The sequence below is a fragment of the Prosthecobacter sp. Pr1 genome (assembly GCF_057652315.1).
Window position 1 is genome coordinate 118432 of sequence record NZ_JBYFBS010000004.1, and the last position, 18303, is coordinate 136734.

15 protein-coding genes and 1 tRNA gene are annotated in these 18303 nt (G+C 60.3%); 10 read left to right on the forward strand and 6 right to left on the reverse strand.

Annotation, left to right across the window (positions count from 1 at the left end):
- Positions 1-38 precede the first annotated feature (38 nt).
- Together AC24GY_RS08150 and AC24GY_RS08155 are read left to right on the forward strand one after the other, a co-directional pair.
- Positions 39-830, forward strand: coding sequence for a hypothetical protein (locus tag AC24GY_RS08150; protein ID WP_487681860.1), 792 nt, complete (start codon positions 39-41; stop codon positions 828-830).
- Between the two features lie 199 nt (positions 831-1029).
- Positions 1030-2781 carry an MbnP family protein gene (locus tag AC24GY_RS08155; RefSeq protein WP_487681862.1) on the forward strand — a complete coding sequence of 584 codons (1752 nt, stop codon included), beginning with the start codon at positions 1030-1032 and terminating at the stop codon, positions 2779-2781.
- Between the two features lie 50 nt (positions 2782-2831).
- On the opposite strand, the gene AC24GY_RS08160 is transcribed toward AC24GY_RS08155, so the two are convergent.
- Positions 2832-2905, reverse strand: a tRNA-Gln gene (locus AC24GY_RS08160).
- A gap of 296 nt (positions 2906-3201) precedes the next feature.
- Here AC24GY_RS08160 and AC24GY_RS08165 point away from each other — a divergent pair.
- On the forward strand, positions 3202-3945 hold the full coding sequence (locus AC24GY_RS08165; protein WP_487681864.1) for a hypothetical protein: 744 nt from the start codon (positions 3202-3204) through the stop codon (positions 3943-3945).
- 19 nt (positions 3946-3964) lie between these two features.
- On the opposite strand, the gene ptsP is transcribed toward AC24GY_RS08165, so the two are convergent.
- The 5 genes from ptsP to AC24GY_RS08190 form a co-directional block, all read right to left on the reverse strand.
- Positions 3965-5725, reverse strand: a complete 1761-nt coding sequence (gene ptsP, locus AC24GY_RS08170) for a phosphoenolpyruvate--protein phosphotransferase (protein WP_487681866.1) — start codon at positions 5723-5725, stop codon at positions 3965-3967.
- A 52-nt stretch (positions 5726-5777) separates the two neighbouring features.
- Entirely contained in the window at positions 5778-6626 is an 849-nt protein-coding gene (locus AC24GY_RS08175; protein ID WP_422318653.1) for a tetratricopeptide repeat protein, read from the reverse strand.
- A 129-nt stretch (positions 6627-6755) separates the two neighbouring features.
- Positions 6756-7838, reverse strand: coding sequence for an alpha/beta hydrolase family protein (locus AC24GY_RS08180; RefSeq protein WP_487681869.1), 1083 nt, complete (start codon positions 7836-7838; stop codon positions 6756-6758).
- A 141-nt stretch (positions 7839-7979) separates the two neighbouring features.
- Positions 7980-9641 (reverse strand): esterase/lipase family protein, encoded by a 1662-nt coding sequence (locus AC24GY_RS08185; RefSeq protein ID WP_487681871.1) that lies wholly within the window; start codon positions 9639-9641, stop codon positions 7980-7982.
- Positions 9641-10291 carry a 3-keto-disaccharide hydrolase gene (locus AC24GY_RS08190; protein ID WP_487681873.1) on the reverse strand — a complete coding sequence of 217 codons (651 nt, stop codon included), beginning with the start codon at positions 10289-10291 and terminating at the stop codon, positions 9641-9643. Before AC24GY_RS08190 ends, AC24GY_RS08185 begins: the two co-directional genes overlap by 1 nt.
- A gap of 66 nt (positions 10292-10357) precedes the next feature.
- On the opposite strand from AC24GY_RS08190, the gene AC24GY_RS08195 reads away from it, so the two are divergent.
- The 7 genes from AC24GY_RS08195 (at position 10358) to AC24GY_RS08225 (ending at position 18162) form a co-directional block, all read left to right on the forward strand.
- On the forward strand, positions 10358-10870 hold the full coding sequence (locus AC24GY_RS08195; RefSeq protein WP_487681875.1) for a gluconokinase: 513 nt from the start codon (positions 10358-10360) through the stop codon (positions 10868-10870).
- Positions 10867-13695: a PD-(D/E)XK nuclease family protein gene (locus AC24GY_RS08200; RefSeq protein ID WP_487681877.1), complete on the forward strand. Its 2829-nt coding sequence runs from the start codon at positions 10867-10869 to the stop codon at positions 13693-13695. The genes AC24GY_RS08195 and AC24GY_RS08200 overlap by 4 nt, the downstream gene beginning before the upstream one ends.
- Before the next feature lie 32 nt (positions 13696-13727).
- Positions 13728-14465 (forward strand): 4-hydroxy-tetrahydrodipicolinate reductase, encoded by a 738-nt coding sequence (gene dapB, locus AC24GY_RS08205; RefSeq protein WP_487681879.1) that lies wholly within the window; start codon positions 13728-13730, stop codon positions 14463-14465.
- Positions 14466-14840: 375 nt separating this feature from the next.
- Positions 14841-15305, forward strand: coding sequence for a 2-amino-4-hydroxy-6-hydroxymethyldihydropteridine diphosphokinase (folK, locus tag AC24GY_RS08210; protein WP_487681881.1), 465 nt, complete (start codon positions 14841-14843; stop codon positions 15303-15305).
- Positions 15306-15327: 22 nt separating this feature from the next.
- The gene (locus AC24GY_RS08215; protein WP_487681883.1) at positions 15328-15834 is read left to right on the forward strand and encodes a hypothetical protein; all 507 of its coding nucleotides are present in this window, start codon (positions 15328-15330) and stop codon (positions 15832-15834) included.
- A gap of 67 nt (positions 15835-15901) precedes the next feature.
- Positions 15902-16660, forward strand: a complete 759-nt coding sequence (locus AC24GY_RS08220) for a hypothetical protein (RefSeq protein WP_487681885.1) — start codon at positions 15902-15904, stop codon at positions 16658-16660.
- A complete protein-coding gene (locus AC24GY_RS08225; RefSeq protein ID WP_487681887.1) occupies positions 16657-18162 on the forward strand; it encodes an NAD(P)H-hydrate dehydratase in 1506 nt (501 codons plus the stop codon). Before AC24GY_RS08220 ends, AC24GY_RS08225 begins: the two co-directional genes overlap by 4 nt.
- The last annotated feature ends 141 nt before the right edge of the window (positions 18163-18303 follow it).

The following is an 18303-nucleotide window of genomic DNA, read 5'->3' on the forward strand; positions in this document are numbered from 1 at the left end:
TAGATTTATTGAGTGATGATCATAAATTTCACATAACAATGACATTCCGAAGTCTCATTCCCCTGTTATTTGCGGCCTGCACCGTCACGGCAACGGCTGCAACCGTCAGCGTGACCGGACTGGATAACAATGGCGATGCGATTGGCGAGTATGTCATTGGCGGGCAGACCTATTGGTGGTTTTGCATCGAGCCTGGCGAGCCTGCTTTGAGCAACCAGACCATCAGCGCAGACACCTTGTCGCTTCAGAATGGCTGGACAGTGCAGAACGTTGAACGGAACAACATCTACCAGTCCGATCCTCTTTTCTATTCCGGCATCGTTCCGAAACAAGTGGCCGTGATGGAGTACGTTCTCGACACGTATCTGCCTTGGAACACCCTGGCTGGTGCCTCGGGCCGGTTCCTCGAGCAGAGCGGCGACTACCATGACTTCGGTAACAACGACCCTTTCTTCAATGCGATGTTCGCCATTCAGGACTTCCTCTCGCAGACCGCAGGCAAGCCTCCGAAGTCGGACTTCACGGACATGAGCGACTACCTGGACTACTTTGCCACGCTCGGCACGCCGACGGGTGACGCCCGCTCTGCGCTTTTCCAGAGCATCCTGAGTGACGTGGCCTCCAAAGACACCCCGGGCTTTTTCGACAGCTACGTGGCCCAGCACAGCTACTTCACCGTTAATACTTTCTATAGCGAAGCCGACCCGAACAACTGGCAGGATGGGCTCGTGATCGGTGGTTTTACCCCCGTGCCGGAGCCCGGCGGAGCCGTCCTCATTGCGAGTTGCGGCCTGGCATGGACACTGCGTCGTCGCCGTCGGATTGGCTGAAGGCGGACTAAGTCCTCTCAATGCCGGGTCCGTAGTACTCAAACCGAGTGAGCTGACTTTAAGGCATGGCACTCAGGCCACAGCTGGGACGCGGCGGCCCGTGTGTCTCCGTCTTACAAATACCTGACTTGTGACTCCAGGCTCATTCTAGAAAGTGTGCGGCCACCGATAAAGGGCGTCTTTTATGCACCGCATCTTCATGAGAACTCTGCTTTCCATGGTGCCACTTGGGGCTTGGGCGATGGTGACTTGGATGCTCGCGCTGTCTGCATGGGGGCAGGACCTGCAGTTGCAGATCGTGCCCATGGTGAATGGTCAGTCGCTACGGCTGGATGAACCGCTGGAAGTTGTGGGGGGTAGCCAGGTGACGCGACTTGATTGTCTGCTCTCAGGGCTGGCTTTGCAAAAAGAGGACGGCACCTGGCTGGAGTCGAAGGACTGGTTTGCGTACCTGAGTGCTGCGGCGGGTCGGCAGACAGCGAAGGTCTCAGGCATGCCAGCGGGCGAGTACAAGGGGATCCGCTTTCGCATCGGTGTGGATGAGGCCACGAACAAATCGGACCCGAATGGTTATGCGCCCACTCATGCGCTCAATCCTCAGGTCAACGGCTTGCACTGGGGCTGGCAGGGGGGGTATATTTTTATGGCGCTGGAAGGCCGATTCTCGAAGGACGGCAAGGAGAATGGGTTCTCGTATCACATTGCCAATGCGCCGCAGTTGATGACGGTGGAGGTGCCAGTGGCCTTTCGTGGAGGGCGACCGCTGACGGTGGTGCTGGGGTTTGATGTGCAGAGAGCGCTGGCAGGAATCGACTTTGCCAAAGATGGTACTTCGACCCATTCGCGCGCGGGTGATGCCCTCGCGGCGAAGCTCAAGGCGAACATCGAGAAGGCGTTCCGGGTGCGCAGCATGCACTACGATGTGTATCAGACACCGGCGTTTGCCACCAAGCCTGCTCCCCTTCCCGCTGGCACTCATGCGCTGACCCCGGCGATGACGCAGCGTTTTCCTCAGGTGCAGCTGCCGTCCGACAATCCGCTGACGCAGGAAGGCGTGGCGCTGGGCCGGCAGTTGTTTCATGACGCGCGGCTGTCGGTCAACCAAACGCAGTCCTGCGCCTCCTGCCATGACCAAGCGCGTGCCTTTGCCGATGCACGGCGTTTCAGCCTCGGTGCGCAGCAGCAGATGGGGAAGCGCAATGCGATGCCTTTGTTCAATCTGGCCTGGCAGCCTTCTTTCTTCTGGGATGGGCGTGCCGCCACGCTGCGGGAGCAGGTGCTGATGCCGATCCAGGATGTGCATGAGATGAATGAGACGCTGCCCAAGGTCATCGCCAAGCTGAGCGCGGATCCGGAGTGCACGCAGGCGTTTGCGAAGGCGTTTCGCTCCGCAGAGATCACGCCGGAACGTGTGGCGAAAGCGCTGGAGCAGTTTTTGCTGACACTCGTCTCGCAGGAATCACGCTTTGACCGTGCGGCACGCAAGGTGGCGGAACTGAGCGAGAGCGAGAAGCGCGGGCTGCAGCTCTTTGTGACGGAGTTTGATCCCAAGCGCGGGCTGCGCGGTGCGGATTGCTTTCACTGCCACGGAGGCACGCTGTTCACGAGCCAGCCGTTTGCCAGCAACGGGCTTGAACTTGCGGAGGATGACCTCGGACGCATGGCGGTGACGAAGAACGCCGCTGACCGTGGGAAATTCAAAACGCCGAGCCTGCGCAACGTGGCACTCACCGCGCCCTACATGCACGACGGTCGCTTCAACACGCTGGAGGAAGTGGTGGAGCATTACAGCAGCGGGGTGCGACGCAGCGCGACGCTGGACCCGAACCTGGCCAAGCATCCGGAGGCTGGCATTCAACTCACGACGCAGGAGAAAGCGGATCTCGTGGCGTTTCTCAAGACGCTGACGGATGAGAGTTTCACGGGTGCTGCTGCCACTGCCGCCCGATGATGGGTGGCGGTGAGAAGTGGATGTCACCCAATCCAACACCCTATTTGTGGTGGTTACCCCGCAAGGATTCGAACCTTGAACGAGAGAATCAAAATCTCCTGTGTTACCATTACACCACGGGGTAGGAGGTGCGCCGAGCGCGATATTAGAGCCTCATTTCCGCTGTGCAAGGACGGCTTGGCGCTGAATTAGGCAGTCCGAAGGAGATTTGCAGCGTGCACCGGGGGTAAAGGGGCGGCTCGACCAAGGTTTGAGTCACTTTTTTCACCATTGGGCGAATGACGCTCCAAGCCTTGAATCTACTAGCCTCCAGCTCCTAAAGATATCCTTAGGGTGTTGAAATTATGGAAATGCGAAATATTTATTCTTGCAATGTTTATTATAACCACCATAATAACTTTGTAATTTAAGAAAATCATTATGAAGAAGCTCATCCTCATCCAAAACGATTATCCTGGCACCGGCAAGAGCACCCTGGCGCTCTGCTTCCACCGTTACCTCCAGCAGTATGGAGTCTCTCATCAGCTCCTCTCCCTCACCGAAGAGGATTCCTACAATGCTTCCGGTGTTACCGCGCTTGATGCCAGTTCATTGACCCCGAGATCTTTCCTCGCCCATGTGGATGCCTCCCCGCTGACCATTTTGGACGTGAGCACGGGCTTGGGTGAATTCTTCAACAAGTTCTATCAAGGCTGCGAAATGGACCAGATTCTTCAGGCGGCGGGAGTGGCCCTCTCCGTGGTCTTGCCGGTGACGGTTGATCATGAGAGCTTTGATTCGGTCATCGATGCGGCGGAGGTTTACTCCGACAACGCCGAATACCTGATCGCCCATCTGGTGACGAGCTGCTATGACGAAGACGACAAGGTCTGGGACACCAGCTATGCCGCGCGTGTGATGGACATGTTTGAGGCGGTGGAGCTGCACATCCCAGAAATCACCTTCCAGGCCGAACTGAGCACTGAGCGCATGAGCCTCGACAGCGCCCTGCAGCACGATGACGCCGAGGAACGCCTGGGCAAGGAATACACCAAATGGCACCGCCGCGTGATGGGCCAGGTGGACAGCGCCCGCCAGTATCTCTTTGGTGATGCCTTCCGCCCCACGATGGCTCCGAAGCCAGCCAAGCTGATGCGCAAGAGCAAGTCCAAGCTCGCTGCTTAATCCCCTCAAAACCAAAGGACTACTCGAACAATTCGGGATAGTTCTTGTCCGCCACAGCCCGGCTGAGAGCCCGTATCTCGGCCGGGCTGGTGCATGTCAGGACGGCTTGAGCCAGAGCTTCGCACTCCGGCACGTCGAGACGACGCACGGCATGCTTCACACGGGCAATTTGCGTGGTGGCCACACTTAATTCATTCAATCCCAGACCGATCATCAAGGGAGTGAGCGTCAGATCCGACGCCATCTCACCGCACATGCCGATGCGGATGCCAGCCGCACGCGCCGCCTTGACTGACATGCCGATGAGCCGCAGCACGGCAGGATGGGTGGGCTGGTAAAGCTTTGCCACACGGTCATTGAGCCGGTCCACCGCAATGGTGTATTGAATCAGGTCATTCGTCCCGAGGCTGAGGAAATCGACTTCTGCCGCGATCAAATCTGCGGAGAGGGCTGCGCTGGGAATCTCGATCATGGCACCGATCTCGATCTCATCCGGCACATCCACGCCTTCTGCGGTGAGTTCATCCGCGCAGTCGTTGAGGACGGCTTTTGCCTCCAGCACTTCCTGGACGCCGGACACCATCGGAAACATGATGCCCACGCGACCATGCACGGCGGCACGCAGCAGGGCACGCAGCTGGCGCTTGAAGAGATCGAGCCGGCCCAGTGAAAGGCGGATGCCGCGCCAGCCGAGGAAGGGATTGGGCTCCGGCTCCACAGCGAGACGTTCGTCCACCTTGTCACCGCCGAGATCCAGGGTGCGGAACACGACGCGCTTCGGAGCCTGGGACTGCACCACTTTGCTGTAGGCCTTGGTCAGCTGATCTTCGGTGGCATCCGGATTTTCCAGATGCAGGAACTCCGTGCGGAACAGCCCGACTTCCTCGGCGCCGCTGTCCTCCACGATCTTCATTTCCTCGATGAATTCCGCATTCGCACCCACGCAGATGGCGGTGCCGCAACGTGTGAGGGAGGGTTTGTGCCGTTCCAGTTGAAAGACATCCTCGCGCCGTTCAGCTTGCTCTTCCCGCAGGCGGTAGCGCGCCAGGGTTTCAGCCGTTGGATTTTGAATCAGCAATCCGCCTTCACCGTCCAGCAGGACGGTGTCGCCGCTGTGCAGTTCATCGCAGATGCCATGAAGTCTCACCACCGCTGGCAGTGCCAGAGAGCGGGCGATGATGGCCGCGTGCGATACGGCACTGCCCGTCTCCAGTGCAAAGCCCAGGACCTTGCTGCGGTCCAGCTGCACGGTATCGGAAGGGGTCAGATCATGCGCCACGACGATGACCGGCTCATCAAACATCGGGTGATCCAGAAGTTCTCCGCGCAAATGGCGCATGACGCGATGCGTCACGTCTTTCACGTCCAGAAAGCGTTCACGCAAGTAGGCGTCCGAAAGCCCGCGCAGGGCGTCCATGTGCTTGCACATGAGCTTGTAGTAGGCCCAGTCCACACACACCTGCTGCTCGCGCACGGTTTTTTCCGTCTGCTTCAGAATCGTGGAATCCTGCAGGATCAGAAGATGAGTCTCGAAGATCTCGCTTTCGGCGCTACCGTGCTCCCCTGCCATCACACGCTGCAGTTCCTCGATCTCTTTGGCTGTGACGGCCAGAGCGGCATGCAGGCGCTCCATTTGGTTAGCTTCCGTCCCGGGCTCGATGGTATCCTCATCCGGTTCATCAAAGTGATCCTTAAGGACATGCACCACCGCATGCGCAACCCCATCGGACACCGCGGTGCCGGTCCAGGTTTTTTCTTGCAAAGGGGGTGATGAAATCATTTCCGCTCCTACCTTTCATGCGGACGAAGCGTTTGGCAAACGCCACCGTGCATCAAACTGACGCCAGAACCTTTTCCATGCGCTTTTTCAAGGCGCTGGCCTTGCCTTCCTCGCCAATGATCTCAAGCATGGCGACGTAATCGGCCCCGATGGCCTCATAGCTGCGTTCTTCCTGGGGCAGCTGGGCCTCCAAGATCCTCAGGCTTTTCTCAAAATGCTGCTGAGCCGCCTCATTATCCTTAAGTTCATGGCATGCCGTGGCCAGATTGCAGAGGGACTGGGCCACATCCCGGTGGTTCTCACCGAGGACCTCGATGCGGATCTGCAGCCCGTCCTCAAACATTTCCTTGGCCTGATCTGGAAAGCCGGCCGCGTAGTAAAGGCTGCCCAAGTTGTTGAATACGCAGGCCACGGACTCGGATTGACGCCCGCGCTTGTTTTCCAAGGTTTCCAGCGCACGCAGGTAGTGCTGCTCCGCCAGGGCAAACTTGTCCATGCACTTGTAGGTCATGGCCAGGTTGTTGCGCAGCTGGGCCGCCACCTCGAGATTGTCACCGCCCAAGGCTTCGTGGTTGCTGATCGCCTCCTCGTAATAGGGCAGCGAATCCGCCTCCCGCCCGTTGAAATCCAGCAGAGTCGCGAGACTCGTGCGAACATTGGCCATCACATCCGCCGGCATTTCAAGCTTTTTCCCAGCCTCCAGAGCATCGAGAAAGGACGCTTCCGCTCCGGCGATGTCGCCCGCGTCGCGCTGGGCATCTCCCAGCGCCTGAAGCGCGCGCACCAGACCGGGAGCTTTCCCCGGAAACTCCTTAACAGCTTCGCGCTGAACCTCCACCGCCTTGCGAGCGGCATGGATGACAGAATCGGCAGTGGCAGCTGAAGAAGTAATTTCGGGCATGATCTCGACAAAAAGCTGGTCGGGGTGGTGGAAGTGTACCTTCGTGGACAGAGCCGCCCCCCGTCAAGTGCCGCGTTTGCCCCAAAGCACAAAACTCGGGCAGACTGGACGAGCCGCCAGCCCCCTGGCTCACGGCTTGAGCCAGTATTCGAAGAAGCGGTAGATCTGCTCGTTGGATTCCTCGTTGGGATCGTGCTTCTCACGGTTCGTCATCGCCACGCGGCTGGTGACGCCGAGAAGTTGATTTACGGCGATGGCGTGATTGAGCGCGGCCCAGTGTTTTGGCGGGTCTTCGGCGCCGCCGGAGACGAGGAAAGGGCGCGGTGCCATGAGGGCATGCAGTTCCTGCAGATCGTGACCTTGTTCGATGAGCGTCTTGTAAGCGCCGGTGCGCGGGCTTTCGGCGCTGACGAGACCCGGCTTGCGGGTGAGGGCGGGATCAAGGCCAAGATACCAAGGCTCCTGATAGTTGATGCTGCCACGTGTTTCATCAAAGACGATGCCCGCATCACTCCACGCGGCGCAGGCATACTTGTCCCAGAGGCAGGAGCCAAACAGCGACCACTTGCCACCATACGAATGGCCGACGATGCCGATGCGGGCAGCATCGACCTCGGGCAGCGAGGCGAGCGCCTGCCACATGTTGGCGCTGATGTAGCCGAGGTAGGAGAGGGGCTGGCACTTGGCAGCCTCACTCAGCACGGGCTTGCGTGCATCTCCGCCGGGTGAACCGATGGAGAGCGTGACGAAGCCGCGACGCGCGAGCTGCCAGGCGAAATCGCGCAATGGTTTGGTGCTGAGGCCGGCACTTGTTTCGGGATCGTAGTAGGGCACGAAGACGGCAGGGCGCTTGCCCTCGTTCGCAGGGAGCAGCAGGTAGCCATCGCCGGTTTGTCCGGGGGCGATTTCGACGCGGACCTTGCGCTGGGTGATGCCCCCTTCCCGCTGTGTGGTTTCCAGCACTTCGATTTTTGGTTTCTCAATGACCGCAGGCCATGCGCCCATGATGGCATGCCAGTCCGCGAGGATTTCGGCGCGGCGTTTGGGCCAGTCTTCTGTTTTCTTCACCTGGCTGCCGTCTTTGAAAACGAGGGGTGATTTCCCCGGTGAGAACTGGCCGGCGAACTCAGTGGGGACCTGGGTGAAAGGGAGATCATCGGCATGAGCCAGCACTGCGGCGGCCAGCAGGCCGGAAAGGAGGAAAGGTTTCATGGGGGTGTTATTTCAAGAACGTGACTTCGCGGCGGTTCCATGCGGACAAGTCGGTGCCATCAGAATTGAATTGCCGCAAAAAACGCAAAAAGGGTCAAAAAATCCTGAGTTCAGAAGGCTGAACGACAAACACTGAGGTGTTCAGCGTGCTATGCGCCCGCTTTCCTGCAGGTGCTCGCGGAGGACGCGGACGACTTCCTGCACCACTTCGGGGCGCTCGACACAGCCGTGCCAGCAGGGGACGACTTTTTCGGACTTCGCGCCTTCCAGATGGGCGCTCCAGTAGGGGACTGCGCCGTCGGAGCTTTCTAGGAGGGGCTTGCGACCAAACTGACCGATGATGGAGTGGTAGGGCACGGGAATGGGCACGGCGTTCAGCCCATCATAAAAGGGATGCTCATTGGAAAGGGTGCCGATGCTGAGGAAGGCGAAGAAGCCCCAGTCGCGAATCTGCGGCGAGAGCGCGTCGGTGTTCCCCTTGAGCAACTGCTGTGACATGAGCAGCGTATCCACCGGCAGGCGAATGAACGAGGCGAGACGACGCACGATGTTCTTGCCGGCGAGATTGCTGCCGCGCTGTGGCGTGGTGATGAACAGCAGACGCTTCACCTCGGGCTGAGGCTTGAATTTGAGGGCGCTGACGATGCGCGCGCGCACAGGCTCCGAAACGTCCAACTGCTCCGGCGGCTTGCGAAACATGGCGTCCCACAGCTTGTCTTTGGGATCGATGGCCTGCATACGGCTGAGGAGCCCGCCCATGCTATGGCCGACCAGCACCATTTGGCTCATGCCGGGATCGTTATGATCAGGATCGAAGTAATCACGGGCCTGCTGCAGCGAATTGCGCAGGCGTGCGGACGTCTGCGGCACACTCAGGCCGGTGGGATACAAAAAGTACCAAGGCTGATACTTGGCGCGCAGTTCGGGGTCTGAGCTGATGGCATTGACGGCGTTCAGCCAGATGTGCGGATCCGACATGAGGCCATGCACAAAGACGACGGGGATGCGCTGGGGATCATAGCCGTCCATGCAGTAGAGATGGCTGTCTCCCAGCGTGCGTTCGGGATAGAACAACCCCAGCAATGAAAAGAGGCCGAGGGATTTTTTGGACAGGGCCAGATCCTTGGCTGCGGTGAAGTTTGCCGCGAGCAGGCGCTCATCACTCTGCACCTTCACGGTTTCCACGTTGAGGGCATCGTGCAAATGCAGGCGGCAGCGCCGTGGGGTGGCGGGATCGGCGTCATCATCCGCCATCTCCAGCACGGCGGTGAGGGTGAGGTTGCCACCGTTTGGTGGCAGGAAGGGCTGCTCTTTGCGCGTGGTGTCCGTGCGGTAGATGTGGCCAACGACGGGCACGCCCAGGCCGGACCGCTCCGAAAGCGTGTCATCCCCGCGTGACCGTTTGCGTGAAGCGAGCAGGAGTTGGTCAAGCTGCTTGGGCAACACCTCGCGTTTGGCACTCGTCTCGTTGGTCAGTTCGATCTGAAAGGACTGCTGCCTGGAGATGAACTCGGTGCCGCTTTGCCAGTAGCGCGGGCACTGATGGGAGTCCCATTCACGCAGAAACTTGGCGAGTGCATTTTCATAGCGATCCTCGGCTGCCCGCCGTACGGTGGACTTGCCGTGCTGCATGCCGTCCCAGCCAGAGGCCACTTCATCCAGCAGCGCGGCCATGTGCCGCTTCTCGCGCGTGGTGAGCTCGGTCTCGGCGCGCGTGACCTCCACGCGCAGGACGGAGTGGCAGGAGGTCAAGGCTCCGCAAAATGCGAGAGCGAGGAGGCGCAGCGCAGAGATCGGTGGCATCACTTCGGCTCTGTGATCGGAGTCAGCTTGACGTTGCGGATCGCGGCCATGGTATTGAAGGTCGTGAGCGAGAGCGGCAGGTAGCTTTCGATGGGGCCGGAACGAACGCTGATTTTTTTGCCTTCGATGTCCTCGTCGATGATCTGTTTGTCCCCCAGCCAGACGCTGATGTTTTTCGGGGTGACGCGCAGCTTGATGGCGTACCACTCGTCATCCTTGTAACGCTGGTAGCTGGAGGTGTTGTTGTCGGAGGCGTCCATGCCGTCGATGCAGGAGATGCCGGTCACGCTGCCGCCCCAGCCGCCGCAGATCAGGCTGGCGCAGTGTTTGAGATCGCCCACGGGAAAGGTGAGGCCCACGAAGAAATCGACGCCCTGCATGCGCTTGGCTTCCAGCGTGATCTCGTAGTTGGTCGTTGGCAGTGCGGCAGCTTTCTTGTAAATGGCACCGCTCACATTCTCGCCCTGATTGATAATCATGAGACCACCCTCCAATTCCACCTCACCGCTGCCGCCGACGTCCACGGACTCCCAGTCGTCGAGGGATTTGCCGTTGAAGAGCATGATCTCCTTGGCAGCGGCAGGTTTGTCTTCAGCAGTGGCAAAGGCGGTGCCGAGCACCAGAAGAGCGGTCAGGATCGAGTATTTCATGGCTTCGGCCCGCACCCTCAGCGTGGCATGCCCCACGGTCAAGCTTCACAAAAATCACCTTCACACATGCTCCACCCCGATCTAAAAACCATCATCATCATGGGCGTCTCCGGCAGCGGCAAGTCCGTCGTCGGCAGCCTGCTGGCCGCCAGGCTCGAAGGCGTCTTCGAGGACGGCGACGATTTCCACCCGCCGTCGAACAAGGCCAAGATGTCCGCAGGCACACCGCTGAATGATGACGACCGCTGGCCTTGGTATGCGACGCTGCGCCAGCGCATCGAGGACATGCGGCACCTCACGCCGAACTACGTGCTGGCCTGCTCCGCGCTGAAGCCGATCTATCGTGACAAGCTGCGTGCGCATGATCAGCCCGAGACGCTGCGCTTTGTGCTGCTGGACGGCACGAAGGAACTCATCGCCACCCGTCTTGCGGGGCGCAAAGGGCACTTCATGCCGCCTACTCTGCTGGACAGCCAACTGGCCACGCTGGACCCGACGCCCGACATCATCCGTGTTTCCATTGATCAGACGCCCGAGGAGATCGTGAACGACATCCTCAAGAAGCTGGAACACTCATGAGCGCCCAGATCCAGCGGCTGTTCTGGGGCTGGGATGCACCCGTGCTGGACCAAGCCGTGGCATTGTTCTGCCGCGACTGGGATTCTGCGCGTGCGCTGGATCTCAGCAGCACGCTGCTGCTGGTGCCAAACGGTGAAGCCGGACGACGCCTGCGCGAGGCGCTGGCGGTGGTGACGAATGAGACGGGGACCGCCGCCATCGTTCCGCATCTCTGGCTGCCGGAGCAGGCGCTGCTGCCGCAGACACGCCGCTTTGAAGCAGCGACTGCGGTGCAGTCACAGATGGCGTGGCAGCGGGCGCTCGAACGGGTGCCGCTGGATTCACTCACGGCGCTGTTTCCCAAGGCACCCACTTCTTCCGGCTGGGGCTGGCAAGCGGAAACGGCACGCATGCTGGCGGAACTCAAAATGCTGCTCGGCACGGGGGGGCTCACTTTTGCAGACACCGCTGACCATCCCGCTGCGCAGCGCGAGGCCGCACGCTGGCAGGACCTCGCGAAGATCGAGCGGGTGTACTTTGAGGAACTTGCGCAGGCCCAAGTGGCGGATGCACAGGTGCTCAAGCGTGGGTATGCGCATGAACCGGCGGTGCCGGAGGGAGTGCGGCGAATTGTCGTTCTTGCCTCACCGGATTTGCCGCCGCTGCTGGATGACTGGATCGCTGGCTGTGCCAAACGCGGACTGCAGGTGGACATCGCAATTCAGGCCCCGCAGTCGATGGCGCACACCTTTGACGCCAGCGGACGGCCCCTGCCGGAATGCTGGGGCGAAGACGCGGGGTGCAGCCTGCCGTTTCAAGATGAGCAGATCCATGTGGCGCGCGATCCTGCCACGCAGGCAGCGCTGACGCTGGATCACATGCGCGAGCTCGTGCCGACGGGCCGCACGGCGCTGGGTGTGTGCGACGCGGAAGTCGGCAGCCTGCTGCTGGAAAAGCTGACGCTGGAGGAAGCGCGCAGTTTTGAACCGGGTGGAATTCCGGTGCAGCGTGAGGGCATGTGGCATGTGCTGGATTGTTTCCGCCTGCTGCTGAGTTCTGGGGCCTGGCGTGCCTTTGCCGCGCTGCTGCGCATTGAGGAATTTCGCAAAGCCGTCATTCCAGGCAATGAGAGTACGGCCCAACTGCTGCGCGAGGCGGATGACTTTGCCGCTGAGCATCTGCCCGTGACTCTGGCGCATGCGCTGGAACTGCCGCTGGCGGACTGCCCTGCCCTGCTGCCAGCCATTGAGAATACGCTCGCCTTGCTTGATTCGCTGCGCCGGCTCTCTCCCTCCAAAGCGGCACGCACGCTGATCTTGAAGCTGCTGGGCGAACAGGAATTCAATCCCGATGCCCCTGGTGATCGTGAACGAACAGAACTGGCCACGGAGTGGCTGCGCATCACGGAAGAGCTTGAGCAGGAGGCGCAACGGTTTGGTTTGCAGCCCAAGGCTGAAGACACCTTCTCGCTGTCACTTGAATGCCTCGCGCAGAGCCGTCTCGCTGAGCCGCGTGGGGACATTGATCTGGTGCTGCAGGGCTGGCTTGAACTGCTGTGGGAAAAGTCGCCGAACTTGATCGTCACCGGTCTCAATGAAGAGCATGTGCCGGGCATCTTCATCAGCCATCCGTTCCTGCCGGACAGCCTGCGCAAGGCGCTGGGACTGCCGTGTCAAAACACCCGCTTCGCGCGTGATGCCTTCATCCTCGCCGCGCTGGCGCAGCAGCGTCTGGGTAAACGCGGACGCCTGCGGCTGCTGTGCGGGCAGTGGAGCGAAGATGGCGATGCCCTGCGCCCCTCCCGGCTGCTGTTTTTATGCGACAACGCGGTGCTGCCGCAGCGCGTGGCCCATCTGTTTCCGAAGGAGGAGGATCAGCCTTCCGCAGCCGAACCGCCGCGCACGCTGGCGTGGAAGCTGCAGCCGGACTGGAGCGCGAAGCCGCTGGACACGATCTCGCCTTCACGCCTGCGCGAGTATTTGAGCTGCCCGTTCCGCTACTACCTGAGCTGCACGAAAAACATGAGCTCCATCGAGACGGGCAAACGTGAGTTGGATGCCGCTGAGTTTGGCAATCTCATTCATCATGCGTTTCATCGGCTGAGTCTGGACCCCGGCATGCGCGACAGCACGCACCCCGCACACATAGCCGACTGCCTGGAAGCCGCAGCACGTGACCGGGTGAGGGAAATTCATGGTCAGCGACCTGCGCCACTGATCACGCTGCAGCTGGAAAGCATTTTGCAGCGGCTGCGGAAAGCGGCGGAGATCGAAGCCAGGAACCGGCAGGAAGGTTGGCAGTGCATTGATGCGGAGCTGCTTATCGGCGACAAGGAGGATGCCATGCCCTTCCTCATCGCCGAAGCTCGTTTGAGAGGCCGAATTGACCGGGTGGAACGCCATGTGGACGGCACCCTGCGCATCGTCGATTTCAAGAGTTCGGACAAACCGCGCACGCCGCAGGAGGCGCATGTCAAAGTGATCACGGCCCGCACGAAGCTCACCGAGGCGGATGAATGGAAGTGCTTTGACCTGCCCGATGGCAGGCGCGGACTGTGGCTGGATCTGCAGCTGCCGCTCTACGCTGCCGCCCTGCAGAAGCGCGGTCAGTCCATCAGCAGCGTGGCCTACTTCGCGCTGCCGAAAAGCATTCAGGACACCGCCATTCTGCCGTGGGAGGGGTTTGATGCAGAACTGATCGACGCCGCGCATCAGTGTGCCGCCGAGGCAGTGCAGCGCATTCGCAGCGGCCAGTTCTGGCCTCCGGCGGAACGCTCTCCGAATGCTGACTTCGATGGAATCCTGCTGCACGACCCACTGCACAGTGTTCAGCCGCCTCTTGCATAATTACTGCGTCCCGTTTATCAACCCCGCTCATCATGTCCGACATCAAACTCCTCATCACCGGCAGCAAAGGCCGCATGGGCCAGGCCATCATCCGTGCCGCCGAGGCTCAAAACGTCACCGTCGCCTCCACCGTGGACGTGGGCGATGCATTGTCCCCGGCGCTCGCGAAAGCGGACATCGTGATCGATTTCTCCTCCCACACCTTCTGCGATGAACTGCTGGGCGAATGCCTCAAGCAAGGGAAGAGCCTGGTCATCGGCACCACCGGCCACACCAATGAGGAACTGGCCCACATTCGCGAAGCCTCCAAGGCCCTGCCGATCGTCTTCGCCTCGAATTACAGCATCGGCGTGAACACTTTGTTCTGGCTGACACGCAAAGCCGCCGAGTTGCTCGGCCCGGACTTCGATCTCGAAGTCGTGGAGATGCATCACCGCATGAAGAAGGACTCCCCCAGCGGCACTGCACGCACGCTGGTCGAGATCCTCGCGGATGTGCGTGGCCTGGAGTATGACAAGGACTGCAAGCATGGCCGCTTTGGCGATGTGGGAGCCCGCACGCCGAAGGAAATCGGGGTGCACGCCATTCGTGGCGGCGATGTCGTGGGCGATCACACGGTGATTTTTGCCAATGTGGGCGAGCGCGTGGAGCTCACGCACAAAGCCAGCAGCCGTGACACCTTTGCCACAGGTTCTGTCCGTGCGGCCCAATGGCTGGCGGGGAAACCAGCGGGACTGTATGACATGCAGGATGTGCTGGGACTGAAGTAAGAGTTTGCGGTGGTTGGCAAATCGCCGCAAATGCCCCTCAACTCTTCCCTTTCCCCCGGTGTCGTCTTCGCTTACTATCTGCATGCCTCATGATGTCCCAGATTCAAGCCAGCCAGCCGCCTGTGAAGCCGCTGCTCACTCAAGAGCAGATGGCGAGGATCTTATCGTCACGGCGCTCGCTCACCTCCGAGGAAGTCTATCGGCAGATGGAGGCTCACATGGGCCGCCCTCGCTCGCCCGGCAGAAAAAAAACCGTCGTGAATGGGCGGGAAGTCTGGGTCTGCTGCTAGACGCATCCGTTCTCGTGCCCAAGCTGGAGCGCGGTGGCATGGAGCACGACTTCGCCACGGATCGTTATTTAAAATACTCTTCCCAATGAACTTCGGCATCGCTCTTGGCTCCAATCTTGGTGATCGCGCTGAGAACATGCGGCGTGGCGTTGAGCTACTGATGGCACGTGTGCCGGGCATCAGGCTCAATGCGAGTGCGCAGGTGTATGAGACGGAGCCGGTGGATTGCGCGCCGGGGACGCAGGCGTTTTTGAATACGGTCATTGAAGTCTCCGCCGACTGTGCGCCGCATGAACTGCATGCGCACCTCAAGGCTATCGAACAGGCGCTGGGGCGGCCGGAGCAGCGGGAGCGCAATTCGCCGCGCACGCTCGATTTGGATCTGCTGTATGCGGATGATGTCGTGAGCGATGATCCCGTGCTCACGCTGCCGCACCCGCGCATGCACCTGCGGCGCTTTGTGCTGGAGCCGCTGGCGGACATCCGGCCGGAGCTGGTGCTGCCGGGGCAGAAGGTGTCGGTGGCAACTTTGTTGCTGCACCTTAAGTAAACGCCTTCACAGTGACAGCACCATGCAAACCAAACGCTCCTTCCTTGCGTTGCTCACTTCGACGGCAGGCATTCATAGGCTGGCCTCAGCGCAGTCCGATGATGGGCCCAAGCCGCTGCGGGAACGTGAGGTGAGTCTGAAAGGAAAGCATCAGAGCCTGAAGGAGTATTACCTCGAACTGATTTCCCAGGATGCTGAGATCAAAAAGCAATTTCAGAAGCTGGAGAACGAGCTGGTCGGAGAAAGTAAAGTCCATTATCAAGGCCCCGGAACCCCCATTGTCATTTCCTGGGTGCCACATTCCACGGAATTTGGACACGCTAAAAACGACAGGAAGGAACGCTTCCTGATCCTGCATCCTTTGGAATGGGCTCATTCCCACCACTTTTGGACAGAGGATGCCATCTTCAGCGAATTCGAATGTGTCACAACACATCTCGATGATGACTCTGGCTCAGACACCGAAGTGAAGGCCGTTTACAAATTCTTTGGCTTTCGAAAGGTGAAACTTGAACCTGTCACCGCATGAAGATGCGCGGGGTCGAAAGCGGATTCTGCGTGGCATGAAGCGGATTCTTGCTATGGAGTGAGATCCCATGACTGAAGCCCAACCCACCTCTGCTGATCCTGGACGCTGGATTCGTTTTGCCCTCGTCATGCTGCCTGTGGGCACGATTCTGCTGGGGATTGCTTCCTTTGGCATCTGGCAGTGGAAGAAGGACCAGGCGGCGGATCGTTCCTTCAAGTATGCGCTGGCGCTGCGGCGGCAGATTAGCCCGGAGAGCATCGAACGGTATGCGGGGATCGTGCGCACGGCTTTGGGCAAAGCGGACCGGGACCTGAGCATCCCGGGCTATCTTGAGTCCACGATGGGTGCTGAGAACATGGGCTACACGGTGCGGCGCGGGCGCTTTGGCGACGAGAAGTCGGTCATTGATGCCGAACTGACGGGCATCAAACGGCCGCTGGAAATCGTGATGGTCCTGGCTCTCTACGGTGGCCCGGCGGATCAGCAGGAAAGCACGGTGCAAGCCATCGCCGAATCCTTGGCTGTCGCGCATGAACTGACGGGTGAGAAAGTGGTGCGTTCATTGCGCTTCGCCTTCATCCCAGACACACCGGAAGCGCTGAAGCAGCTGAAGGATGGACTGCAGCGCGATGGTGAACGCCTGATGCATCTGCTGGTGCTTGGTGGGCCCGAAGTGGCAGCTATTGAAGGCATCTCCAAAGCCTTGGACACCACGGCCAAAGGCACGCGCGTCCTTTCTCTGCCTGCCACCAAAACAACCCAGGAAACGGTGCAGTCGGCCCATCAACTCAAAGGCATGCTGCTGGAAGCCGCGGAAATCCCATGATCGTCACGTGCCGCCAGATGCAGCAATGCGAAGAGGCCGCCTTTGCACGCGGCGTGAGTGCGGCGGCATTGATGGAGGAGGCGGGACGTGGCATCGCGAATGTGGTGCGTCAGTTTGCGCCGCGTGCTGGATCGCTGGTGCTGTTTCTCGGCAAAGGCAACAACGCGGGTGATGCGCTCGTCGCGGCGCGTGAACTGGTCGCTGATGGCTGGCGGTTGTACGCCCGGCTGAGTGCGGAGCCCACGGCGATGAAGGCGCTGCCGCGCACGCATCTAAACGTGCTGGGCAGTCTGGTTCGCATTTTGGAGGATGCCACGGCGTTTGATTTTCCCGCAGGATCGATCGTGAGTCTGGATGGGCTGCTCGGCATCGGTGCCCTGGGGCCGATGAAGCCGGAGCTGCAGGTGCTGGCGCGTGAAATGAACACGCTGCGCACGCAGCGGCATGCGGTGACGATTGCGATGGACATTCCCTCAGGTCTCGACGGCGATCATGGTGACGCCTGCGAGGACGCGGTGGAAGCCGATGTGACCGCTGTGGTGGCGCAGATCAAAGCGGGGCTGCTGGAGGATGGGGCTGATCATTACGTGGGGCGCATCGCGCTGGTGCCGCTGCCTGATTTGTCGCAGACGGATGGCGATGCGCAGGCTGAAGTGCTGACGCCCCGGCTGCTGCGTTCCTGGCTGCCGCGCCGTGCCAATGACATGCACAAAGGAGATGCAGGGCGCATCGGCATCCTGGCCGGCTCGCCGGGATTTCTTGGGGCTGCGGAACTGGCCTGCCGTGGCGCCATTCGCGCTGGCGCGGGACTCGTCACGCTGCTGGTGAAGGAGGAGTTGTACCCGCTCATCGTTCACCGTCTGCCTGCGGAGGTGATGGTGAAGCCGATCGACGATTATCGTGATGTGCTGGAAATGAACTTCAATGCGCTGGCCATCGGGCCGGGGCTGGGCTTTGCCCATGACAAGGAAGTCCTCGAAGTGCTCAAGCGGGCGAAGGTTCCCACCGTCGTGGACGCCGATGCGCTGACGATGCTGGCGCAGCATCCCACTATCCTTGATGAAACTGGCAGGCTGCCGCGCCTCATGACGCCGCATCCGGGTGAGATGGACCGCCTGCTGCGCAATTTCCCCGGCTGGCATGGCATGAGCCGCCGCATGCTCGTCGAATCGCTCACGGAAACCGCACCAGGGCGCACGCTGCTGCTCAAAGGCACGCGCACGGTGATCGCCACCCATGGCAAGCCGACCTTGTTCAACACGACGGGCCACGCCGGCATGGCCAGCGGTGGCATGGGGGATGTTTTATCCGGCGTATGCGCCACCTTTGCCGCGCAGCATCTCACGCTGCATCAGGCAGCGGGTCTTGGGGCGTGGCTGTGCGGTCGTGCGGCGGAGAGGTTTGTCATTCAGGAGCGCACGGCCATGGAGTCTGTGGGCGCGAGCGATGTCACGGCGCATCTGGGTGGTGCGCTGCTGGATTTGAAGGAAGGCCGCTTCTGAGGAAGTGGCCTGGTGCGTGCCGTTTTAGAGCGCTGTAAATTATGTTACCGCCCTTTAGCACATAACATTGTGCGGCCACAAAGCTGATCCCCTCTCCCCGCCGCTGATGGGGCAATGCTCAAGAGGTTCTTGGGGGAGAGG

Bases quoted from the DNA above. Each gene is read 5' to 3' on its own strand.
- AC24GY_RS08190 (WP_487681873.1), bottom strand. From the start codon at position 10,291: ATGAAATACTCGATCCTGACCGCTCTTCTGGTGCTCGGCACCGCCTTT.
- AC24GY_RS08220 (WP_487681885.1), top strand. From the start codon at position 15,902: ATGACTGAAGCCCAACCCACCTCTGCTGATCCTGGACGCTGGATTCGT.
- folK (WP_487681881.1), top strand. From the start codon at position 14,841: ATGAACTTCGGCATCGCTCTTGGCTCCAATCTTGGTGATCGCGCTGAG.
- AC24GY_RS08150 (WP_487681860.1), top strand. From the start codon at position 39: ATGACATTCCGAAGTCTCATTCCCCTGTTATTTGCGGCCTGCACCGTC.
- AC24GY_RS08225 (WP_487681887.1), top strand. From the start codon at position 16,657: ATGATCGTCACGTGCCGCCAGATGCAGCAATGCGAAGAGGCCGCCTTT.
- AC24GY_RS08200 (WP_487681877.1), top strand. From the start codon at position 10,867: ATGAGCGCCCAGATCCAGCGGCTGTTCTGGGGCTGGGATGCACCCGTG.
- AC24GY_RS08195 (WP_487681875.1), top strand. From the start codon at position 10,358: ATGCTCCACCCCGATCTAAAAACCATCATCATCATGGGCGTCTCCGGC.
- dapB (WP_487681879.1), top strand. From the start codon at position 13,728: ATGTCCGACATCAAACTCCTCATCACCGGCAGCAAAGGCCGCATGGGC.
- AC24GY_RS08155 (WP_487681862.1), top strand. From the start codon at position 1,030: ATGAGAACTCTGCTTTCCATGGTGCCACTTGGGGCTTGGGCGATGGTG.
- AC24GY_RS08175 (WP_422318653.1), bottom strand. From the start codon at position 6,626: ATGCCCGAAATTACTTCTTCAGCTGCCACTGCCGATTCTGTCATCCAT.
- AC24GY_RS08185 (WP_487681871.1), bottom strand. From the start codon at position 9,641: ATGCCACCGATCTCTGCGCTGCGCCTCCTCGCTCTCGCATTTTGCGGA.
- AC24GY_RS08165 (WP_487681864.1), top strand. From the start codon at position 3,202: ATGAAGAAGCTCATCCTCATCCAAAACGATTATCCTGGCACCGGCAAG.
- ptsP (WP_487681866.1), bottom strand. From the start codon at position 5,725: ATGATTTCATCACCCCCTTTGCAAGAAAAAACCTGGACCGGCACCGCG.
- AC24GY_RS08180 (WP_487681869.1), bottom strand. From the start codon at position 7,838: ATGAAACCTTTCCTCCTTTCCGGCCTGCTGGCCGCCGCAGTGCTGGCT.
- AC24GY_RS08215 (WP_487681883.1), top strand. From the start codon at position 15,328: ATGCAAACCAAACGCTCCTTCCTTGCGTTGCTCACTTCGACGGCAGGC.